Raw genomic sequence first — 20629 nt, 5'->3', positions numbered from 1 at the left:
GGCCCGTGAACCACCGGGTCACGGGCGAAGGATCCCCCCGCCTTCGGAAGGTGGCCCACCTTCCGTGCCTCTCACTGAACTAGACGTGTGACCCCCGCCCGGGTTGCAGGTGAATTCGAAGAATCTTCGGGCCGTCCCGCTCCACCGGTTCCACCGCAGGTCAACGGCCCTTCGACGGCCCCGGCCGATCGGCGTCCGGAGCACGCGCCGCCCCGAGCGACCGGCCCCACCCCACCGGACCACGGCCCACCCGACACCCACCGCCCGCAAGGCACCACCGCCCGCACGGCGCCACCGCCCGACGCTCCGGGAACAGCGGAACCTGCTGCTGATCCGCCGCCAGTTCGACGCGCACGCCCCGCTGGAGCTGCTGCCGAGCGAGAACACCGACCTGGTCTCACCCGCCGTGGGCAAGAGCCGCAACCCCGATCTCACATACCTTCCGAGCGAGGTGCTGGAGACCACCGACAATCAGGTGCCGGCCGAGGCCGTCGCCGTCGCCGTCGAACTGGTCTCCCCCTCGAACCCCGAGAACGACTGGGTCGGCAGGTCCGCGACTACCCCCAGATGGGCATCCCGCTCTATCTGCTGATCGACGCCGGGCAACGGACCGTCACCCTGTTCAGTCGGCCCGACGGCACGAAGTACCACCGCCGCGAAGACGTCGACTTCGGCGAGACGCTGCACATCCCCGAGCCCTTCGGCTTCGACCTGGTCACGGGCGACCTGCTGCCGTACTGAGCGGGCCCCGGCGCCGGGGCCCGCGCCGCCCGTCAGGACGTCCGGGTCTCCGTCGGACGGGTCAGCTCCGTGGTGAGCCAGTCCGCGGTGGCGGGGAGCCAGTCGGCGAGGGCGTTGCCGAGCAGGTGGTTGCCGTGCGGGACGTGCAGGAGTTCGCCCCGGGGTGCCCGGTGGGCCAGTGCCTCGGCGTTGGTGACACCGGGGATCCGGTCCTCGCCGCCCTCGACGACCAGCAGCGGGACGGTGATCTCCGGGGCCAGGGCGGTCAGGTCGACCCGGCGGGCGAAGGCGCGGGCCGCGTCCGTGCTCCCGCAGCGCTGGATCAGGGTCGCGGTGACGAACGGGACCAGGGCGTCCCAGTCCAGCCGCCAGGGGCCGCTGACCACGGCGGCCGCCCGGATCCGCGGTTCGCGGGCGGCCGTCACCGCCGCGTAGTAGCCGCCCAGGCTGAGCCCGGTCACGCCGATCCGCCGGGTGTCCACGCCCTCCCGGCCGGTGACCGCGTCGATCGCCCGGCCGACCACCCGGTGGTAGTCCGGCTCCGGCGCGGCGGCCCCGGCCAGGACGCCCTGCCCCGGGCCGTCCAGGGCGAGGACGGCCGTACCGCGCGCCAGCAGCGCCTCGGCGACCGCGTGGAACTCCTCCTTGCCGGAGTCCATCCCCGGGACGACGATCACCAGCGGTGCGGGGCCGGGCCCGGCCGGGCGGCGGAGCCAGCCCACGAAGGACTCGCCCTCGATCCGCTCGGCCGTCGGTTCGAGGTGGGCCAGCGCGGCCCGCATCGCCTCGTCCGCCTCGGTGGCGGTCGCGCCGGCCGCCGCGCGGTCGGGGTGCGGGAGCAGGCCGGCGAAGTGGAACCAGCGGGCGGCCCTCCGGTAGGCCTCGCCGGCCGAGACCGACCGGCCCTCGGCGGCGGCGCGGTCGGCGGCGACGCGGTGCCGCCGGCCGGCCGCCCGGAACGCCTCGGGCCACTCCTGTGCGGAGCGCAGCGCCGAGGTGACCCGGGTGTACTCGTGCGGGTCCAGGCCGGCGCCGGTGGCCCGCGGGCGGTTCTCCTCGACGAGGGCGGCCGGCAGGTCGGGGTGGTCGAGGAAGGACAGGTCGGGGGAGCCGGTCATCGGGGAGCACGCTCATCTCATGGTCGGTGGTGCACGGTCGGGCGGAGTCAGGACGGGCGGTCAGGGCTCTCGGGGCGCGCTCAGGGCGCTCAGGGCGCTCAGGGCTCTCAAGGGTGCTCAGGGCAGGGTGAGGACGGCCTTGCCCCGGATCCGCCGCTCCCGCAGATCGGTGAGCACGGCGGCGGTCCGCGCCCAGGGCGCGACCCGGCCGACCTCCGGGGTCAGCCGCCCCTCCCCCACCAGGCGGACCAGGGTGGCGAGGTCCTCACCGTCGGGTACGTCGGAGTCCGTGTAGTGGAAGTGCCGGAGCGTGGCGGACTCCGGCCCGGCGAAGAAGTCGAAGAAGTCGAGCGTCACCGGGGTCCGGGAGGCCTGGCCGAACCAGATCAGCGTGCCCCGGCGGGCCAGCCGGGCGAGCGCGAGCGGCAGGTCGGCGCCGCCCGTCGACTCCAGCACCAGGTCGTACGGGCCGCGGGCCGCGCCCACCGAGTGGACCACCTCCGCCGCACCCAGCTCGACCAGCCGCCGCCCGCGCTCCGCCGAGGCGGTGACCGCGGTCAGCTCCGCACCCGCCGCCGAGGCCAGCTCGGTGACGTAGTGGCCGACGCCCCCGGAGGCGCCGGTGAGCAGCACCCGGCGGCCGGCCAGCGCACCGGCGGTGCGCAGCAGCCGCAGCGCGGTGAGACCGGCCAGCGGCAGGGCGGCGGCGCGGACGGCGTCCAGCCCGTCCGGGATCTCGGCGAGCGAGCCGACCGGCACGCACACGTACTCGGCCCAGCCGCCGGCCGGCGGGTGGCCGACGACGCGGCGGCAGACGGCCGGCCCGGAGCCGTCGGCGGCGGCCTGCACGACCAGGCCCGCGATGTCCTTGCCGGGGCGCCAGCCCGGCCGGGGCGCCTCCAGCTGGAACGTCTCGCCGCGGTTCACCGCGAACGCCTCGACCTTCACCAGGGCCTCGCCCGGTCCCGGTCGCGGCTGCGTCACCTCCGTGAACGCCACCGTCGCGTCCGCCCGTCCGGTCGGTGTCAGCGCCCTCATGGCCTTCGCCCTCCCTCTCCCCTCGCCGGCCGGTCCGGCCGAGCTCGTGGTCCCAGCAGACCGCGACCGCCCGGAGCCGGTCCAACAACCGCTCGGCGATCCCGACAACCGACCGTTGTCGGGGCCTTCCGGGCAGCGGCAGGCCGTGGGCGGGCCGGGAGGCCCTAGGGTGGGCGGCCATGGATCTCGATCTCTCCCAGGTCCGCGCCTTCACCACGGCGGCCGAGGAACTGCACTTCGGCCGCGCCGCCGCCCGGCTGGCGATCAGCCAGCAGGCCCTGTCCAAGCGGATCGCCCGGCTGGAGGCGGCGCTCGGCGCCCGGCTGCTCGACCGCGACCCGCGCGGCGTCGGGCTCACCGGGGCCGGGCACCGGTTCCTGGAGCCCGCCCGGCGGCTGCTCGCCCAGGGCGACCGCGCCGTGGCGGCGGTGGCCCGTACCCGGCGCCCGCTGCGCGTCGACGTCTGGGGGCACCTGTACGCGCCGATGCGGACGGTCGCCCGGGCCGTCGACGGGGTGCCCGGGCTGGAGGTGGAGCCCGTCCCGGGGCGGGACCTCCCCTCGGTGGCGGCGGCTCTGCTGCGCGGCGAGTCGGACGCGGGCTTCGGCCGGGTACACCCGCTGCCCGACGGCCGGGACGCGGGGCTGGCGCACCGGCTGGTCCGGCTGGAGCCGGTGGACGCGCTGCTGAGCACCGACCACCCGCTGGCCGACCGCGACGTGCTGCGCCCGGAGGACCTGCGCTCCGGCGTGCTGCGCTACCCGGCCGCGGTGGACCGGCTGGACTTCCTGACCCGGTTCGCGGACCGCTTCGGCATCGCGGAGCGGGCCGGCTCGACCAATCTGGGCCTGGAGAGCTTCGCCGAACGGATCCGCACCGACCCGTCCTGCTTCTCGCTGCTCCCCGCCGACTGCCCGCTGCCCGGCCCCGCGGGCGGCCCCGGCCGCCCCGGCATCCGGACCGTCCCGCTGGTCGACCCCACCCCGCTCTACGCCTGGTCGCTGCTCTGGCGCGACGGCGACGAACCGGCGGCCCGGCTGGACCCGCTGCTCGGGGCGTTCACCGAGGCGGCCCGGCGCAACCGCTGGCTGGAGTACGACCCGGCCCGTGACTGGCTGCCCGGCCCGGACGAGGCGGCCCTGGACGGCTGACGGCCTCCGGGCGGGCCGTCCTCGGCGCCCGGCGCCCGGAGCACCGACCGCCGCCCCGGTCCGCCGCGGTTCTCCGGGCGCCGCCCCGGGCGGGGTTCGCCCGGAGGCCGTGGCGGCTGTGACACTGGAGGGGCTCGAAAACCGAGGTGCGCGCCGCCGCATCTCCTTGCGAACCTAGAGGGATGCCCGCAGTGAGTTCTCCCGCAGTCCAGTCCGCCGACGCGTCCACGGAGGGCGGCGGCCCCGGTATCGGCGAGCTGGCCGCCCGTCTGCCCGAACTGACCCTGCGCGACCAGGTGCGGATCGGGCGGCGGCTGGAGGGCGCCCGGCGGGTCCGCAAGCCCGAGGCCCGGCAGAAGGTCGCCGCCGAGATCGCCCGCGACGTCGAGCGCGCCGAGCTGCTGGTCGCGCAGCGCCGGGCCGCCGTCCCCGAGATCACCTATCCCGCCGAGCTGCCGGTCAGCCAGAAGAAGGACGAGATCCTCGCCGCCATCCGCGACCACCAGGTGGTGATCGTGGCGGGTGAGACCGGCTCCGGCAAGACCACCCAGATCCCGAAGATCTGTCTGGAGCTGGGCCGCGGGGTCCGCGGCCTGGTCGGGCACACCCAGCCCCGCCGGATCGCCGCCCGGACGGTGGCCGAGCGCGTCGCGGAGGAGATGCGCACGCCGCTCGGCGAGGCGGTCGGCTGGAAGGTCCGGTTCACCGACCAGGTCGGCCCGGACACCCTGGTCAAGCTGATGACCGACGGCATCCTGCTCGCCGAGATCCAGACCGACCGTGAGCTGCGCCAGTACGACACCCTGATCATCGACGAGGCGCACGAGCGCAGCCTCAACATCGACTTCATCCTCGGCTACATCAAGCAGCTGCTGCCCCGCCGGCCCGACCTCAAGGTCGTCATCACCTCGGCGACCATCGACCCCGAGCGCTTCGCCCACCACTTCGGCGACGCCCCGATCGTCGAGGTCTCCGGCCGCACCTACCCGGTCGAGGTCCGCTACCGGCCGATCGTCGAGGACGCCGACGACGCGGACGGCGACCACGGCCCCAGCGACGCCGACCGGGACCGCGACCAGATCCAGGCGATCTGCGAGGCCGCCGAGGAGCTCCAGGCCGAGGGCCCCGGCGACATCCTGGTCTTCCTCTCCGGCGAGCGCGAGATCCGCGACACCGCCGACGCCCTCAACAAGCTGAAGCTGAAGTTCACCGAGGTCCTCCCGCTCTACGCGCGGCTGAGTTCGGCGGAGCAGCACAAGGTCTTCCAGCGCTCCAGCTCCCGCCGGATCGTCCTGGCGACCAACGTCGCCGAGACCAGCCTCACCGTCCCGGGCATCAAGTACGTGATCGACCCGGGCACCGCGCGCATCTCCCGCTACAGCCACCGCACCAAGGTGCAGCGGCTGCCGATCGAGGCGATCAGCCAGGCCAGCGCCAACCAGCGCAAGGGCCGCTGCGGCCGTACCTCGGACGGCATCTGCATCCGGCTGTACTCGGAGGAGGACTTCCTCTCCCGCCCCGAGTTCACCGACGCCGAGATCCTGCGCACCAACCTGGCCTCGGTCATCCTCCAGATGACCGCCGCCGGTCTCGGCGACATCGCCGCCTTCCCGTTCCTGGACCCGCCGGACTCCCGCAACATCAAGGACGGCGTCAACCTCCTCCACGAACTCGGCGCCCTCGACCCCGACGAGAAGGACGTCCGCAAGCGCCTCACCCCGCTCGGCCGCCAGCTGGCGCAGCTCCCGGTGGACCCGCGGATGGCCCGGATGGTCCTGGAGGCCGACAAGAACGGCTGTGTCCGCGACGTCATGGTGATCGCCGCCGCGCTCTCCATCCAGGACCCGCGCGAACGCCCCACCGAGAAGCGCCAGGCCGCCGACGACCGGCACCGCCGCTTCCAGTCCGAGACCTCCGACTTCCTCTCCTACCTCGCCATGTGGCGCTACGTGCGGGAGCAGCAGAAGGAGCTCTCCTCCTCGGCCTTCCGCCGGATGTGCAAGGCCGAGTTCCTCAACTACCTGCGGATACGGGAGTGGCAGGACATCTACTCGCAGCTCCGCACGGTCGCCAAACAGCTCGGCGTCACCATCGAGGAGCCCCATCCCGACGCCGAACCGGACGCCGACCGGATCCACCAGTCGCTGCTGGCCGGCCTGCTCTCGCACCTGGGCCTCTACGACGTCGAGAAGCGCGAGTACGGCGGCGCCCGCGGCGCCCGGTTCGCGGTCTTCCCCGGCTCCGGCCTGTTCAAGAAGCCGCCGCGTTGGGTGATGTCCGCCGAGCTGGTCGAGACGTCCCGGCTCTGGGCGCGGATCAACGCGAAGATCGAGCCCGAGTGGGTGGAGCCGCTGGCCGGCCACCTGATCAAGCGCAGCTACAGCGAGCCGCACTGGGAGAAGAAGGCCGGCGCGGTGCTGGCCTACGAGAAGGTGACCCTCTACGGGATGCCGATCGTCGCCCAGCGCAAGGTCAACTACGGCCGGATCGACGCGGAGCTCTGCCGCGAGCTGTTCATCCGCAACGCGCTGGTCGAGGGCGACTGGGAGACCCACCACCGCTTCTTCGCCGAGAACCGCAAGCTGCTCAGCGAGGTCGAGGAGCTGGAGAACCGGGCCCGCCGCCGGGACATCATGGTCGACGACCAGACCCTGTTCGACTTCTACGACAGCCGGCTGCCCGAGGACATCGTCTCCACCCGGCACTTCGACTCCTGGTGGAAGAAGACCCGGCACGACCAGCCGGACCTGCTCAGCTTCGAGAAGTCGATGCTGATCAACGACTCGGCGGACGGCGTCACCGAGGCGGACTACCCGGACTACTGGCAGCAGGGCAAGCTCCGCTTCAAGCTGACCTACCAGTTCGAGCCGGGCAGCGACGCGGACGGCGTGACCGTCCACATCCCGCTCCCGGTGCTCAACCAGGTCACCGCCGAGGGCTTCGACTGGCAGATCCCCGGCCTGCGCGAGGAGCTGGTCACCGCCTACATCCGGGCGCTGCCGAAGGCGATCCGCCGCAACTTCGTCCCGGCCCCGGACTACGCCAAGGCGGCCCTGCGCCAGGTGAAGGACCGCCAGGAGCCCCTGCTGCCCACCCTGGAGCACGTCCTGAAGCGGATGACGGCGATCACCGTCCCGCCGGAGGCCTGGGACGACGAGCGGGTGCCGGACCACCTCAAGGTCACCTTCCGGGTGGTCGACGGCCGCAAGAAGCTCGCCGAGTCCAAGGACCTGGAGGACCTCCGGCTGCAGCTGAAGCCCAAGCTCAAGGAGACCCTCTCCTCGGCCGCCTCGGGCCAGGGCATCGAGCAGTCCGGGCTGACCGCCTGGCCGGCCTCGCTGCCGGTGCTCCAGCGCACCTTCGAGCAGCGCTCGCGCGGCCATTCGCTGCGCGCCTACCCGGCCCTGGTGGACGAGCGGGACACGGTCGGGATCAAGCTCTTCGACACCCCGCAGGCGCAGGCCCAGGCGATGTGGGAGGGCACCCGGCGGCTGCTGATGCTGACCACCAACTCGCCCGCCAAGTCGATCCAGGGGCGGCTGGGCAACCAGGCGAAGCTCGCCCTGTCGTACAACCCGCACGGGTCGATCCCGGCCCTGTTCGAGGACGTGGTGGCCTGCGCCACCGACCGGCTGATGACCTCGGCCGGCGGACCGGCCTGGGACGAGGCCGCCTTCGGCAAGCTGCACGAGAAGGTCCGCACCGACCTCTACGAACTGTCGGCGGACACCACGCTGAAGACGGCCACCGCGCTGATCGCCTTCCACCGGGCCTCGACCCGGCTGAAGGCGGTGAGCAGCCCGGTGCTGCTGACGGCGGTCAACGACATCCGGCTGCACCTGGCCTCGCTGGTGCACCCGGGGTTCGTCACCGAGGCCGGCTGGCAGCGGCTGCCGGACCTCAAGCGCTACCTGCTGGCGGTGGACCGCCGGCTGGAGGCGCTGCCCAACCATCCGCAGCGGGACGCCCAGCAGCTGCTGAAGGTGCAGCAGGTGCAGCAGGAGTACGGGGAGCTGCTGGCGGCCGTGCCGGCCGGGCAGCAGCCGTCCCCGGCGGTGCTGGCGATCCGCTGGATGATCGAGGAGTTGCGGGTCAGCTTCTTCGCCCAGTCACTGGGTACGCCGACCCCGGTCTCGGAGAAGCGGATCTCCAAGGCGATGGAGGCGGCCAGGGCCACGCTCTGAGCTGGGAGGGGCCCTCAGGAGCCAGTTCGACCTGGGGGCCCACCATGGGCTACAGTCTGTCTTGTTCGCAGCGCAGCAAAGCGAGTGAACAAGATCAGAACACTCTGGTCCTGTGGAGCAGTTGGTTAGCTCGCCACCCTGTCAAGGTGGAGGTCGCGGGTTCAAGTCCCGTCAGGATCGCCGTAGCCGAGAGGCCCGGAACCGTTTGGTTCCGGGCCTCTCGCGTTTGCCCCGGGAGGGATCCTTACCCCGGACTAGGTCTAGACCACAAGCAACGACCCGCGTGATCGTCGTCACTTATCTTTTCCCGAGACCGGACACATGGCACCCCTTCCCCAGGGGTGCCAATTTAATATGTAAAATTGCACAGCTATGAACTGTATATCCCCCCCGCCCCAGGGGCCTCGAATCGTTATCCGGAGTTCAACATTCCGGCCGCCCGGCACGATCTCCGGGAGCGCCCGCGGGCATGCAAAGGGGCTGCTTACCGGACCCGGCGGAGTCCGGTAAGCAGCCCCTTTGAAAGAGCCTTCGGCCTATCAGGCCTCGGTTCGCTGGGCGGGAATACCGGCCAGCAGGGCGCGCACCTCCGCCTCGCGGTAACGACGGTGCCCGCCAAGCGTGCGAATGGACGTGAGCTTGCCTGCCTTGGCCCAGCGGGTAACCGTCTTCGGGTCCACGCGGAACATGGTGGCGACCTCTGCCGGCGTCAGCAGGGGTTCAGCATCAGGGGTACGAGCGGTCATGAGCGGCCTCCTCGGGAGAACCGAACCAGGGCGGTTCTATCCTTCAAATTCTGCACCTTGGCCCGCGATGCCCGAAATGGCATAGACGGGCCGAGTCGGTTATAGGACGAACGGCTTGTCCTGGTGTCTACAACTACACCATCCGTCCAGCCCTATCGACCAAACCGCCAAAATTGACCCCTCACGGGTTCAAGGCTGACGGATGGCGATGGACCACCCCATAACGGGCAGTCACCTTATAGTGACATCCGGTTACGAGGAGACCAGACCCGCTGTTTCCTCGCAAGGTACGCATCGGTTCCAGAACCACCCAAAAGTGGGCACGCTCATGTGAAGTTGGGCTGGTTGTCCCATTTTTGCACATAGGGGTAAGTTCGCGTCAACGGTGAGTAGTGTCACGTTCGATAGCTATTGACCCGAACCAGGACCTTGGTCATACGGCCCGGGCCGTAGGACTCTTCCAGTCTTACAAGTACCACCGACACCCCGCCCCGCCAGCACTGACGCCCCGTCGACCGGGCCCCCGCGGCACCGCGCACCCCTCCTCGCACCCCTCCCCGTGGCCCTCCGACGCCTCCCCCGGGCCGGACCGACCCCCCTCCCCTACCCGCTGACTCAGTTCGCGTACCGCAGTGCCAGGACCCGCCGCCAGCGCACCGTCAGTTCCTCGTACACCCGCAGCGCCTCCGCCGCCTCGCCGGCCCGCAGCGCCCGCAGCCCGTCCTCCAGCTCCCCCGCCGAACGGTCCGCCAGCAACTGCTCCGGCCCCAGCAGGTGCACCAGCCCCCCGTAGTCCAGCTCCACCAGGGAACGCGGGTGGAACTCCTCCAGCCACCGCCCCACCAGCTCCGCCCCGCGCACCAGGTCCCCCTCCGGCACGGCCTCGCGCAGCGCCCGGTAGGCCCGGGCCACCCGGCGGCGCGCCTGCGCCATCGGCGTCAGGTAGAACAGCGCCGCCTGCTCCCCCTTCTCCCCGCGGTCGAACCCGGCGCCGCCCGCCGAGGCCGCACCCGGCCGCCCGGCCGCGCCACCGGGCTCCGCGGCGCCCCCGGCCGGCTCCTGATCGCCCGTCCCGCCCGGGCCGCCCGCCGGCACGAAGCAGCGGTCCTCCTCCCCGAACGGCAGGAACCAGCGCACCGGCACCTCCCATCGGCTGGTCACGATCCACGGCCGGGCGTCCGGGTGCTCGGCCCGCCAGCGCTCCCGGTCGGCCTCGGCGGCCGCCCGGGTGGCCGGCGGCAGCGCGGTGTCCAGCAGCGCCACGGGCGCCGCCGCCCGCAGTTCGTCCAGCGCCTGCCAGGTGCGCAGCCGGGTCGCCCAGGGGCAGACGTACAGCACCCCGTCCACCGACCGCACGAAGGCCCGCTCGCTCTCCCGCTCCGGCAGGGCGCGGGGGGTCCGGCCGACCAGCTCCGCCAGCGCCGCCCGCTGCTCCTCCAGCGCCGCCACCGCGACCGGACGGCCGGCCTCCGCGGCATCCGGCCCGTGCGCCGCGGCGTAGGCCTGCCAGCGCGCGCGCTCGGGCTCCGGGTAGGCGGCCAGCGGCTCGTAGACCCGCAGGTGGGCGGCGTAGGGCGGCAGTACGGAAGTGCGCACGACGGTCACGTTCTGCATCGTCGCACGCACCGGCCCCCGCCCGGGAGGCCTTCGGCCGGGAGCCGTGCGGGAACGCGCTCCGCCCGCCCCCGTCTCAGTACGCGGACAACCCGCGCAAGCTCGTACAAGAGGGCAGATCGAGGACGACCGCGCGACTACGCTTCGCCTTAGGCGCCCGCACCACAGCAGCGGGCCTCGGATACTGGAGTCACCACAGTGACCGACGTACAGACCGCATCCGCCGCGTACCCCGCACCCGGAGTGCTCAGCAGGATCTTCCGTACCGACCAGGACGGCGCCGCTCCCGGCGACGGCCACGAGCAGGTCGTCCTCTGCCACGACCGCAGCTCCGGCCTCAAGGCCATCATCGCCATCCACTCCACCGCCCTGGGCCCGGCCCTCGGCGGCACCCGCTTCTTCCCGTACGCCTCGGAGGAAGCGGCCCTGGAGGACGCGCTGAACCTCTCGCGCGGCATGTCGTACAAGAACGCGCTGGCCGGGCTCGACCTCGGCGGCGGCAAGGCCGTCATCATCGGCGACCCGAACAAGGACAAGAACGAGGCGATGCTGCGGGCCTACGGCCGCTTCGTCGAGTCCCTGCGCGGGCGCTACATCACCGCCTGCGACGTCGGCACCTACGTGCAGGACATGGACGTCATCGCCCGCGAGACCGGGTTCGTCACCGGCCGCTCGCCCGAGAACGGCGGCGCCGGCGACTCCTCCATCCTGACCGCCTTCGGCGTCTTCCAGGGCATGCGCGCCAGCGCCCAGGCCCGCTGGGGCCAGCCCACCCTGCGCGGCAAGCGGGTCGGTGTGGCCGGCGTCGGCAAGGTCGGCCACTACCTGGTCGGCCACCTGGTCGCGGACGGCGCCACCGTCGTCATCACCGATGTCTCCGAGGCCGCCGTGAACCGCGTGCGCGCCGCTCACCCGGAGGTCGAGGTGGTGGCCGACAGCGCCGCCCTGCTCCAGAGCAAGCTGGACGTCTACGCCCCCTGCGCCCTCGGCGGCGCCCTCACCGACGACACCGTGGGCACCCTCGGCGAGTTCGGCACCTCCGTCGTGTGCGGCGCGGCCAACAACCAGCTCGCCCACCCCGGCGTCGAGAAGGACCTGGCCGACCGCGGCATCCTCTACGCCCCGGACTACCTGGTGAACTCCGGTGGCGTGATCCAGGTCGCCGACGAGATCGAGGGCTTCAACTTCGACCGGGCCAAGAACAAGGCCACCCGGATCTTCGACACCACCCTGGAGATCTTCACCCGGGCCGCCGCCGACGGCGTGCCGCCGGCCGTCGCCGCCGACCGGCTCGCCGAGAAGCGGATGCGCGAGATCAGCGCGCTCCGCTCGGTGCTGCTGCCGGGTGCCCGCCGGGGCTGACCCCCGAGCGGCCGGAGCCGCTCCCCGGCGCGTCGCGGACTCCGTGACGCGCCCGGGGGGCGGCTCCTCCGTCTCCGGCCCGCCACGGGGCCCCGAAGGCCCTCCCGGCCCCGCCGCGGGGGCCCGGGCCGACTCGTCCCGCGCGCATCACGATGTGGAACCGGATTCTCACTTCTGCGCCCGATCGGGTGATCCACCACCCCCCTTGGGGGGATAATCGATCCCGGAACGACGGACCTCAGCTACCTCCGGACAGCGCGCAAACTGCCGCAAAACCTCCCGTGACCTGGGAAGACCTGGTCTCGGGTGCGGCCGGTGCGCGCCACGTCACACCGACGACGTACCGTCCAGCGGCAGAAACAGGTACCGTTAATGCTCCAAGGGACGGTTCTCCCCATTCGGGCAGGCCGCTCTTGATCATGAACACGTGTCAGACTCGGGGCCGTGAGCCCCATCGTTGAGGGGGTCGACCCATGGGGCGCGGCCGGGCCAAGGCCAAGCAGACGAAGGTCGCCCGCGAGCTGAAGTACAACAGCGGCGGGTTCGACGCCAATCGTCTGTCCAACGAGCTGGGCGTATCGCCCTCTACCGCCTCGATCGAGCCTGAGCCGATCGAGGAAGAAGAGGACGACGACCCCTACGCGGAATACGCGGCTCGGTACGCCGACGACGACGAGGACGATGACAGCACGTCGGGGACCGGGCCTTCGCAGGCCCGCCGCCGCGCGTAGTCACAGTCTGGCCTGACCGGCCCGTGCGCCCAGAGCGCCGGGCCGGTTTTCGGCGTTCCCCGAGTGCGGGCGCTCCGCTCCGGCCCTGCCGGTCCCGTCACGGCTCTCCAGACACGTGAAGGGCCCCTCCCGCGGTCTCCCGCCGGAAGGGGCCCTTCGTCATGCCGCTCAGCCCGCGGTGAAGGCCTCGTAGGCGTTGTAGAGCGCCGCGCCGCCCTCGTGCTCGCCGGAGCGCTCGACGATGTCGCCGAGCAGCCAGGACTCGACGCCGCGGTCCTCCAGGATCGACAGCACGACGTCCACCGAGTGCGGCGGGACGACCGCGACCATGCCGACGCCCATGTTCAGGGTCTTCTCGATCTCCAGGGTGGCCACCTTGCCGACCTCGGCGACGGTCTGGAACACCGGCAGCGGCGTCCAGGTACCGCGGTCCAGGCGGGCGTGCAGGCCGTCCGGGATCACCCGTGCCAGGTTGGCCGCCAGGCCGCCGCCGGTCACGTGCGAGAAGGCGTGCACCTCGGTGGCCCGGGTGAGCGCCAGGCAGTCCAGCGAGTAGATCCGGGTCGGCTCCAGCAGCTCCTCGCCGAGCGTGCGGCCGAACTCCTCGACCTTGCGGTCCAGCTTCCAGCCGGCCTCGTTCAGCAGCACGTGGCGCACCAGCGAGTAGCCGTTGGAGTGCAGGCCGGAGGCGGCCATCGCGATCACCACGTCGCCCGCGCGGACGCGGTCGGCGCCCAGCAGGGCGTCCGCCTCGACCACACCGGTGCCGGCGCCCGCCACGTCGTACTCGTCCGGGCCGAGCAGGCCCGGGTGCTCGGCGGTCTCGCCGCCGACCAGGGCGCAGCCGGCCAGCGCGCAGCCCTCCGCGATGCCCTTGACGATCGCGGCGACCCGCTCCGGCACGACCTTGCCGACGCAGATGTAGTCGGTCATGAACAGCGGCTCGGCGCCGCAGACCACCAGGTCGTCCACGACCATGCCGACCAGGTCGTGGCCGATGGTGTCGTGCTTGTCCATGGCGGCGGCGATGGCGACCTTCGTCCCCACGCCGTCGGTGGCCGAGGCCAGCAGCGGCCGCTCGTAGCGCTTGAAGGCGGACGCGTCGAAGAGCCCGGCGAAACCGCCGATGCCGCCGACCACCTCGGGGCGGCTGGCCTTCTTCACCCACTGCTTCATGAGCTCGACGGCGCGGTCGCCCGCCTCGATGTCGACGCCGGCGGCGGCGTAGGTGGCGCCGTTCTGGTTCGTGGTCACTGCGGTGCGGCCCTTTCGGGTCAGTGGGGGTTGGAACAGCGGTGGGGCCCCGGGTTCCGGGACCCCACCGTCAGGTCGTTACGGGCGGCGCAGGGCGTCGGCCGCGCCCGCTCCGCCGAGCAGGGACTGGACGCCGTCCAGGTCGCTGCCGCTGGTCGGCTTGCCGCGGACCGCGGGCGGCTGCTGGCCGCCCTTGATCTCGGCCTCCAGCAGGAGCTTCCCGAGCAGCGCCGGGTCGGGCAGCTCCATCGGGTACTCGCCGTCGAAGCAGGCCCGGCAGAGCCGGTCCTTCGGCTGCTTGGTGGCCTCGATCATGCCGTCGATCGAGATGTAGGAGAGCGAGTCCGCACCGAGCGTGCGGCCGATCTCCTCGATGGTCATGCCGTTGGCGATCAGCTCCGCGCGGGTGGCGAAGTCGATGCCGAAGAAGCAGGGCCACTTGACCGGCGGCGAGGAGATCCGGATGTGGACCTCGGCCGCGCCGGCCTCGCGGAGCATCTTCACCAGCGCGCGCTGGGTGTTGCCGCGGACGATCGAGTCGTCCACGACCACCAGGCGCTTGCCCTGGATGACCTCGCGCAGCGGGTTGAGCTTCAGCCGGATGCCGAGCTGGCGGATGGTCTGGCTGGGCTGGATGAAGGTGCGGCCCACGTAGGCGTTCTTCACCAGGCCCGAGCCGTACGGGATCCCGCTGGCCTCGGCGTAGCCGATGGCGGCCGGGGTGCCGGACTCCGGGGTCGCTATCACCAGGTCGGCCTCGACGGGCGCCTCGGCGGCCAGCCTGCGACCCATCTCCACGCGGGAGAGGTGCACGTTGCGGCCGGCGATGGAGGTGTCGGGGCGGGCCAGGTAGACGTACTCGAAGACGCAGCCCTTGGGCTTGGCCTCGGCGAAGCGGGAGGTCCGCATGCCGTTCTCGTCGATGGCGATGAGTTCGCCGGGCTCGACCTCGCGGATAAAGGAGGCGCCGCAGATGTCCAGCGCCGCCGTCTCGGAGGCGACCACCCAGCCGCGCTCCAGCCGGCCGAGCACCAGCGGGCGGATGCCCTGCGGGTCGCGGGCGGCGTAGAGCGTGTGCTCGTCCATGAAGACGAGCGAGAACGCGCCCTTGACCTTGGGCAGGACGAGCTTGGCCGTCTCCTCGATGGAGAGGTCCGGGTGGCCCGCGAGGAGGGCGGTCACCAGGTCGGTGTCGTTGGTCGCGGCGGACCGGCCCGAGCGGGAGACGTGCTCCTCACCGGGCAGTTCGGCGACCATGGCCGCCAGTTCGGCGGTGTTCACCAGGTTTCCGTTGTGCCCGAGGGCCAGCGAACCGTGAACGGTCGCGCGGAAGGTCGGCTGGGCGTTCTCCCAGACCGAGGAACCGGTGGTCGAGTAGCGGGCGTGTCCGACGGCGATATGCCCGTGCAACGACCCCAGGGAGGCCTCGTCGAAGACCTGGGAGACGAGTCCCATGTCCTTGAAGACGAGAATCTGGGAGCCGTTGCTCACTGCGATGCCCGCGGATTCCTGACCGCGGTGCTGCAGGGCGTAAAGGCCGAAGAACGTGAGCTTGGCGACCTCCTCGCCGGGAGCCCAGACACCGAAGACGCCGCAAGCGTCCTGGGGGCCTTTCTCGCCGGGAAGAAGATCGTGGTTGAGTCTTCCGTCACCACGTGGCACGCCTTCGAGTCTAGGGCAGTTGGCACAGGCTTCCGGAACCAGGGCGGCGCGGATTCTTGGGCGATCGCTCGGCAACGCGCGTAGACAAAACCCCTTACCGGGGGCGGATTTCGAGGGCGCGGAATTCGGTCGAGGGGCGCTTGGCCTTGTGGGTCGCGCCCGTTGGGGCCTTTCCGCCCGCGGACGGCCCGGAGGTTAACGGCGGGCAACGTGAGCCTGCTCACCCAGGGGCCGACGGGGGCCGGGCGGGGCCGCCGGGCCTCGCGGGGCCGTCTTCGGCCCTCCGCTTCGACCCCTTCGGGCCTCGGTTCAGTCCTCGGTTCAGTCCTCGGTTCAGTCCTCGGTTCAGTCCTCGGTTCGGCTCTCCCCTGGCCTCCCCCGGCCTCAGGCGCTCGGGAGCAGGAGCCCCCAGGCGCCCGGGTGCACCGTCCAGGTCCGGTCCCGGACCGGACCCACCGGCTGGCCGTCCGCCTCGTAGCCGAACCCGCGCCCCGTCACCGCGAGGGTCGCCGCCCGGGCGCGCACGAGTGCGCCGGGCGTGCGGACCACGATCTCCATCACGCCGCCGATCGCCTCCCCGCCCGGCAGGGTCACCTCGACCACCCGGACCGGCTGGTGGACGTCGGCCAGCAGCCGGCCGTCCGCCTCGACCCGGAGCAGCGCGCTGTGCTCGCCCCGGCCGGCCTCGACCGTGAGTGAGGTCCCCTGCTCGGCCGCAGCCAGTTTCGCCCATAGCGAACGCCAGCCACCCGTACGGCCCGCTATCCGGCGCGCTCCGCTGCCGGAGATCCGCACCTTGCCGAGCGCCACTCCGCCACCGTCGTCCACCAGCAGGTCCAGCTTGCGCGGCACGCCGCCGAGCACCGCCCGCGCGGCCGGCACCGGCTCGCCCGGCACACCGAGCGCGCGGGCCGCCACCAGCTCGTCGGCCCGGCCCACCGGGACCATGCCGACCGGGTCCGCACCCAGCTCACGCTGGCGGTAGAGGGCTTGGAGCACCCGTTGCATCGCCAGGTCGGAGCCGATCACCACCGGTCGGCGGCGGCCCCGGTGCGAAAGCACCCGGTCGAGTTCGGAAGGGCTCTCCGGGTAGGCCACCTTGGCGTCCGCCCCTCCGCACAGGACGTCCCTCGCGATCCGCACCGACTCGCCGTCGGTCTGCCGGGCCGCCGGGTCGAGGAGCAGGAGGAGCGGTTCGGGGCCGCCGGTTGCGGGCGTGGACAGGGACGACACGACCGGTCCTTCCTCAGGTAATCTCTCGGTGCAAGAGCCCCTTGCGCTATTGCGCCAGGGGCTTCGTCTATCTCGGGGCAGACTGCGGCCTTCGCAGGATGCCCCAACCGGAAGGGGTGTACGCCTGTGCCGGCACTCGTGCTCGTTGGCGCTCAGTGGGGGGACGAGGGCAAGGGGAAGGCGACCGACCTCCTCGGCGGCTCCGTCGACTACGTCGTTCGCTACCAGGGCGGCAACAACGCCGGTCACACGGTGGTCATCGGCGACCAGAAGTATGCCCTGCACCTGCTGCCTTCCGGCATCCTCAGCCCGAATGTGACGCCGGTGATCGGCAACGGCGTCGTCATCGACCCGGGCGTGCTGCTCTCCGAGCTCAGCGGGCTGAACGAGCGCGGCATCGACACCTCCAAGCTGCTGATCTCGGGCAACGCCCACCTGATCACGCCGTACCACCGCACCCTGGACAAGGTCACCGAGCGCTTCCTCGGCAAGCGCCGGATCGGCACCACCGGCCGCGGCATCGGCCCGACCTACGCGGACAAGATCAACCGCGTCGGCATCCGGGTCCAGGACCTCTTCGACGAGTCGATCCTGCAGCAGAAGATCGAAGCCGCGCTGCACGACAAGAACCAGCTGCTGGTGAAGCTCTACAACCGCCGCGCCATCCCGGCCGAGCTGGTCCTGGAGGAGTACCTCGGCTACGCGGACAAGATCAAGCCGTTCCTGGCCGACACCACCCTGGTGCTCGACGAGGCGCTGAAGGCCAACAAGGTCGTGCTGCTGGAGGGCGGCCAGGGCACCCTGCTCGACGTCGACCACGGCACGTACCCCTTCGTGACCTCGTCGAACCCGACCGCCGGCGGTGCCTGCACCGGCGCCGGCATCGGTCCGACCAAGATCGACCGGGTCATCGGCATCCTGAAGGCGTACACCACCCGCGTCGGCTCGGGCCCGTTCCCGACCGAGCTGCTGGACGCCGACGGCGAGGCGCTGCGCCGGATCGGCGGCGAGCGCGGTGTGACCACCGGCCGCGACCGGCGCTGCGGCTGGTTCGACGCCGTGATCGCGCGCTACGCGACCCGGGTCAACGGCCTGACCGACTTCTTCCTCACCAAGCTGGACGTGCTGACCGGCTGGGAGCAGATCCCGGTCTGCGTCGCGTACGAGATCGACGGCAAGCGTGTCGAGGAGCTCCCGTACAACCAGTCCGACTTCCACCACGCCAAGCCGATCTACGAGACGCTGCCGGGCTGGACCGAGGACCTCAGCAAGGCCCAGACCTTCGCCGACCTGCCGAAGAACGCGCAGGCCTACGTGAAGGCGCTGGAGGAGATGTCGGGCGCCCCGATCTCCGCCATCGGCGTCGGCCCGGGCCGGTACGAGACGATCCAGATCAACTCGTTCGTCTGAGCCTGAGCATGTGAGGCCCTGCGGGACACTGCGTCCCGCAGGGCCTTCTTCTTGGCATTTCGGATCTGCACTAGTGCAATAATCTCTTGCATCTAGTGCAGAGTTTGGCTACTTTCGGGATCATGACTGCGAAACTGCCTGCCCCCGTCACCCTGACCGGCCGCCACGTCCGCCTGGAGCCGCTGAGCCGGGACCACGCGTCCGACCTGTGGGCCACCGTCGGCCCCGACCCGGACGTCTGGCGCTGGATCCCGTTCCACCCGCCGACGACGGAGGAGGAGCTGGGCGAGGTCCTCGACATCCGCCTGGCCGAGGTGGCGGCCGGCACCGCCGTGAAGTTCGCCGTGATCGACCTCGCGAGCGAGCGGGCCGTCGGCATCACCGGGTACTACGACTTCAGCGCCCAGAACGAGCTGGTCGAGATCGGCGGCACCTGGTACGCCCGGTCGGCCTGGCGGACGGCGATCAACACCGAGGCCAAGCTGCTGCTGCTCGTCCACGCCTTCGAGGACCTGGGCATGGGCCGGGTGTTCTGGAAGACGGACGCGCTCAACGACCGCTCCCGCAACGCGATCCTGCGGCTGGGGGCTCAGTACGAGGGCATTCACCGCCGGGAGAAGCTGCGGGCCAACGGGGTCTGGCGCGACAGCGCCTACTTCTCGATGCTGGCGGACGAGTGGCCGGCGGCCAAGTCCCGCCTGGTGGAGCGCCTTTCCCGCGGCTGACGGTGCGCGATGAGCTGCGCGACGACGCCGACGAAGAGCACCGACGCCAGCAGTCCGGCCAGCAGGACGACGCCCATCAGCCGCCGACCGCCACCACGGCCCACACCGCTTTGCCGTACGACCCGATGAGTTTCACACCCCACTCATCGGCAAGCCCGGCCACGAGGTCAAGCCCCCGTCCGCTTGTACGGGAGTCGTTCGGATCCGGGCGGACGACGGGGGCGGCGGAGGCATCCGAGACGGCGATGTAGAGCCTGCCGCACCGGAGTTCGAGCACGACGGTCGGCGGGCCGTCACCGTGGACCAGGGCATTGGCGACCAGCTCGGAGAGGACGAGGCAGGGGGCGTCGGAGTCGAGGCCGATGCTGCGGAGGGTGTCGCGCAGGAGGCGGCGGAGCGCCCCGACGATCTCCGGCAGGGCCGGCGGGAAGAGGTCGAGCCTGAACTCGACAGCCGGGTCGGAGGCCGGCGGGCGAAGGAGCGGGAGCAACATCGACTGTCTCCAGTCCAGTTGAGGTGAGGGTGCGGAGGAGAGGGCCACCCCCCGTGGCTTGCCCCCGCCGACGATGAGGAGGGCAGGCGTCGGCAGCCTGCACGCCCACCCGGGGTGCACTTCGGAGTTCCTGTCAGTTCGTCAGGCCCTCTAGGAGTGAAGGTAGGCTCAGAGGGTCAAGATTTGCTACTGAAGCTCGCTCTCTTCACTCCAACGAGGGACCCTCCTTGGCCCGACACCCCCACAGGTGGACCCGCTGAGAGTGGGGCGGCAGACTGCACCGGAAGCAGCGACCGAGGGGAGAAAAGCGTGCCACCCCGCCTGTCCCCGACCGTGCGCCAGCAGCGGCTCGGAATCGAGTTGCGCAAGATGCGCGAGCACGCGGGCATGACCCCCAAAGCCATGGCAGCAGCCCTCGGCACCGACGTACCCAAGATCTCCCAGATAGAGAACGGCAAGTCCGGGATCAGCGCGGACCGCCTCAACTCCTGGGCTGTCAACAGCAAGTGCAGCAACACCGCGCTCATTGAGGCATTGACGCTGATGACCCACGATCGCGGCAGGCACTGGTGGCACAGCTTCCGCGGCAGGGTACCCAATGGCATGCTCGACATCGCCGAACTTGAGCACCACGCCGAGTCCTTGCTGGTGCTGAACACGGTCTCGATTCCAGGACTGCTTCAGACCGACCGATACTCCGCCGCCATGTTCACCCGGCTCCGTCCGCCACTTCCCCGCCATGACGCCGAGGTACGGACGGCCTTCCGTGCCCAGCGCCAGCGGATCCTCGCCGACGGTGCCAGCCCGTTCACCGCCTTCATCCATGAGGCCGCTCTCCGGATGCAGTTCGGCGGGCCCGCTGTCCTCCGCGGCCAGCTCGCGAGGCTGCTCGCTGACGCCGACCGCCCCGGAATCACCATCCGGGCGATCCCCTTCAGCGTCGACACCTACCCCGGATCGGGCGAGGACCTGTTCTTCGCGCAGGGCGCGGTACCCGAACTGGACACGGTACAGATCGACCTCACACAGGGTCCGCAATTCATTCACGCGGAGGCAGAGTTGGACTCGTACCGCGCCATCGTCGCCGAATCCGAGACCATCGCGCTCGGCCCGTCGGAGACCAGCGAGTTCATCCGCCACATAATGACCGACCTGAAGGGCTAGCGG

At 71.5% G+C, this 20629-nt stretch carries 17 protein-coding genes and 1 tRNA gene; 10 read left to right on the top strand and 8 right to left on the bottom strand.

Annotation, left to right across the window (positions count from 1 at the left end; translation table 11 throughout):
- The first annotated feature begins 109 nt into the window (after positions 1–109).
- Both ACIF6L_RS05320 and ACIF6L_RS05315 read left to right on the top strand, forming a co-directional pair.
- Positions 110–592 carry a hypothetical protein gene (locus ACIF6L_RS05320; RefSeq protein ID WP_396491229.1) on the top strand — a complete coding sequence of 161 codons (483 nt, stop codon included), beginning with the start codon at positions 110–112 and terminating at the stop codon, positions 590–592.
- On the top strand, positions 568–741 hold the full coding sequence (locus ACIF6L_RS05315; RefSeq protein ID WP_396491228.1) for a Uma2 family endonuclease: 174 nt from the start codon (positions 568–570) through the stop codon (positions 739–741). The genes ACIF6L_RS05320 and ACIF6L_RS05315 overlap by 25 nt, the downstream gene beginning before the upstream one ends.
- Before the next feature lie 32 nt (positions 742–773).
- Here ACIF6L_RS05315 and ACIF6L_RS05310 read toward each other — a convergent pair whose 3' ends face one another.
- Positions 774–1859 carry an alpha/beta fold hydrolase gene (locus tag ACIF6L_RS05310; protein ID WP_396491227.1) on the bottom strand — a complete coding sequence of 362 codons (1086 nt, stop codon included), beginning with the start codon at positions 1857–1859 and terminating at the stop codon, positions 774–776.
- A 117-nt stretch (positions 1860–1976) separates the two neighbouring features.
- Entirely contained in the window at positions 1977–2897 is a 921-nt protein-coding gene (locus tag ACIF6L_RS05305) for a zinc-binding dehydrogenase (RefSeq protein ID WP_396491226.1), read from the bottom strand.
- A gap of 179 nt (positions 2898–3076) precedes the next feature.
- Here ACIF6L_RS05305 and ACIF6L_RS05300 point away from each other — a divergent pair, with 179 nt between their 5' ends.
- From ACIF6L_RS05300 to ACIF6L_RS05290, 3 genes are all read left to right on the top strand, one after another.
- Positions 3077–4048 (top strand): LysR family transcriptional regulator, encoded by a 972-nt coding sequence (locus ACIF6L_RS05300; protein ID WP_396491225.1) that lies wholly within the window; start codon positions 3077–3079, stop codon positions 4046–4048.
- Between the two features lie 182 nt (positions 4049–4230).
- Positions 4231–8232, top strand: a complete 4002-nt coding sequence (hrpA, locus tag ACIF6L_RS05295) for an ATP-dependent RNA helicase HrpA (protein ID WP_380388307.1) — start codon at positions 4231–4233, stop codon at positions 8230–8232.
- 106 nt (positions 8233–8338) lie between these two features.
- A tRNA-Asp gene (locus tag ACIF6L_RS05290) sits at positions 8339–8412 on the top strand.
- A 359-nt stretch (positions 8413–8771) separates the two neighbouring features.
- Here the strand turns inward: ACIF6L_RS05290 and bldC are convergent.
- Together bldC and ACIF6L_RS05280 are read right to left on the bottom strand one after the other, a co-directional pair.
- On the bottom strand, positions 8772–8978 hold the full coding sequence (bldC, locus tag ACIF6L_RS05285) for a developmental transcriptional regulator BldC (protein ID WP_014137253.1): 207 nt from the start codon (positions 8976–8978) through the stop codon (positions 8772–8774).
- A gap of 615 nt (positions 8979–9593) precedes the next feature.
- On the bottom strand, positions 9594–10574 hold the full coding sequence (locus ACIF6L_RS05280; RefSeq protein WP_359805538.1) for a hypothetical protein: 981 nt from the start codon (positions 10572–10574) through the stop codon (positions 9594–9596).
- A gap of 216 nt (positions 10575–10790) precedes the next feature.
- Between ACIF6L_RS05280 and ACIF6L_RS05275 the strand changes: the two genes are divergently transcribed.
- Both ACIF6L_RS05275 and ACIF6L_RS05270 read left to right on the top strand, forming a co-directional pair.
- The gene (locus ACIF6L_RS05275; protein ID WP_396491224.1) at positions 10791–11954 is read left to right on the top strand and encodes a Glu/Leu/Phe/Val dehydrogenase dimerization domain-containing protein; all 1164 of its coding nucleotides are present in this window, start codon (positions 10791–10793) and stop codon (positions 11952–11954) included.
- A gap of 473 nt (positions 11955–12427) precedes the next feature.
- Positions 12428–12685 (top strand): DUF3073 domain-containing protein, encoded by a 258-nt coding sequence (locus tag ACIF6L_RS05270; protein ID WP_329489015.1) that lies wholly within the window; start codon positions 12428–12430, stop codon positions 12683–12685.
- A 168-nt stretch (positions 12686–12853) separates the two neighbouring features.
- On the opposite strand, the gene purM is transcribed toward ACIF6L_RS05270, so the two are convergent.
- The 3 genes from purM to ACIF6L_RS05255 all read right to left on the bottom strand — a co-directional run bounded on the left by purM (position 12854) and on the right by ACIF6L_RS05255 (position 16834).
- Positions 12854–13939: a phosphoribosylformylglycinamidine cyclo-ligase gene (purM, locus tag ACIF6L_RS05265; RefSeq protein WP_329489014.1), complete on the bottom strand. Its 1086-nt coding sequence runs from the start codon at positions 13937–13939 to the stop codon at positions 12854–12856.
- 78 nt (positions 13940–14017) lie between these two features.
- Complete coding sequence (gene purF, locus ACIF6L_RS05260) at positions 14018–15601, bottom strand: amidophosphoribosyltransferase (protein WP_329489013.1); 1584 nt, start codon at positions 15599–15601, stop codon at positions 14018–14020.
- A gap of 384 nt (positions 15602–15985) precedes the next feature.
- Positions 15986–16834 carry a diacylglycerol kinase gene (locus ACIF6L_RS05255; protein ID WP_396491223.1) on the bottom strand — a complete coding sequence of 283 codons (849 nt, stop codon included), beginning with the start codon at positions 16832–16834 and terminating at the stop codon, positions 15986–15988.
- Between the two features lie 126 nt (positions 16835–16960).
- On the opposite strand from ACIF6L_RS05255, the gene ACIF6L_RS05250 reads away from it, so the two are divergent.
- Together ACIF6L_RS05250 and ACIF6L_RS05245 are read left to right on the top strand one after the other, a co-directional pair.
- Complete coding sequence (locus ACIF6L_RS05250; protein ID WP_359805533.1) at positions 16961–18244, top strand: adenylosuccinate synthase; 1284 nt, start codon at positions 16961–16963, stop codon at positions 18242–18244.
- A gap of 122 nt (positions 18245–18366) precedes the next feature.
- Complete coding sequence (locus ACIF6L_RS05245) at positions 18367–18969, top strand: GNAT family N-acetyltransferase (protein WP_396491222.1); 603 nt, start codon at positions 18367–18369, stop codon at positions 18967–18969.
- Positions 18970–19045: 76 nt separating this feature from the next.
- On the opposite strand, the gene ACIF6L_RS05240 is transcribed toward ACIF6L_RS05245, so the two are convergent.
- Positions 19046–19462: an ATP-binding protein gene (locus ACIF6L_RS05240; protein WP_396491221.1), complete on the bottom strand. Its 417-nt coding sequence runs from the start codon at positions 19460–19462 to the stop codon at positions 19046–19048.
- Positions 19463–19771: 309 nt separating this feature from the next.
- Here ACIF6L_RS05240 and ACIF6L_RS05235 point away from each other — a divergent pair, with 309 nt between their 5' ends.
- Entirely contained in the window at positions 19772–20626 is an 855-nt protein-coding gene (locus ACIF6L_RS05235; RefSeq protein WP_396491220.1) for a helix-turn-helix domain-containing protein, read from the top strand.
- Positions 20627–20629: the final 3 nt, after the last annotated feature.

Origin of the sequence: Kitasatospora sp. NPDC086009, assembly GCF_044540385.1 — a bacterium.
In the GTDB taxonomy this organism is placed as follows: Bacteria; Actinomycetota; Actinomycetes; order Streptomycetales; family Streptomycetaceae; genus Kitasatospora.
This window is presented reverse-complemented; position numbering and strand designations above follow the sequence as displayed.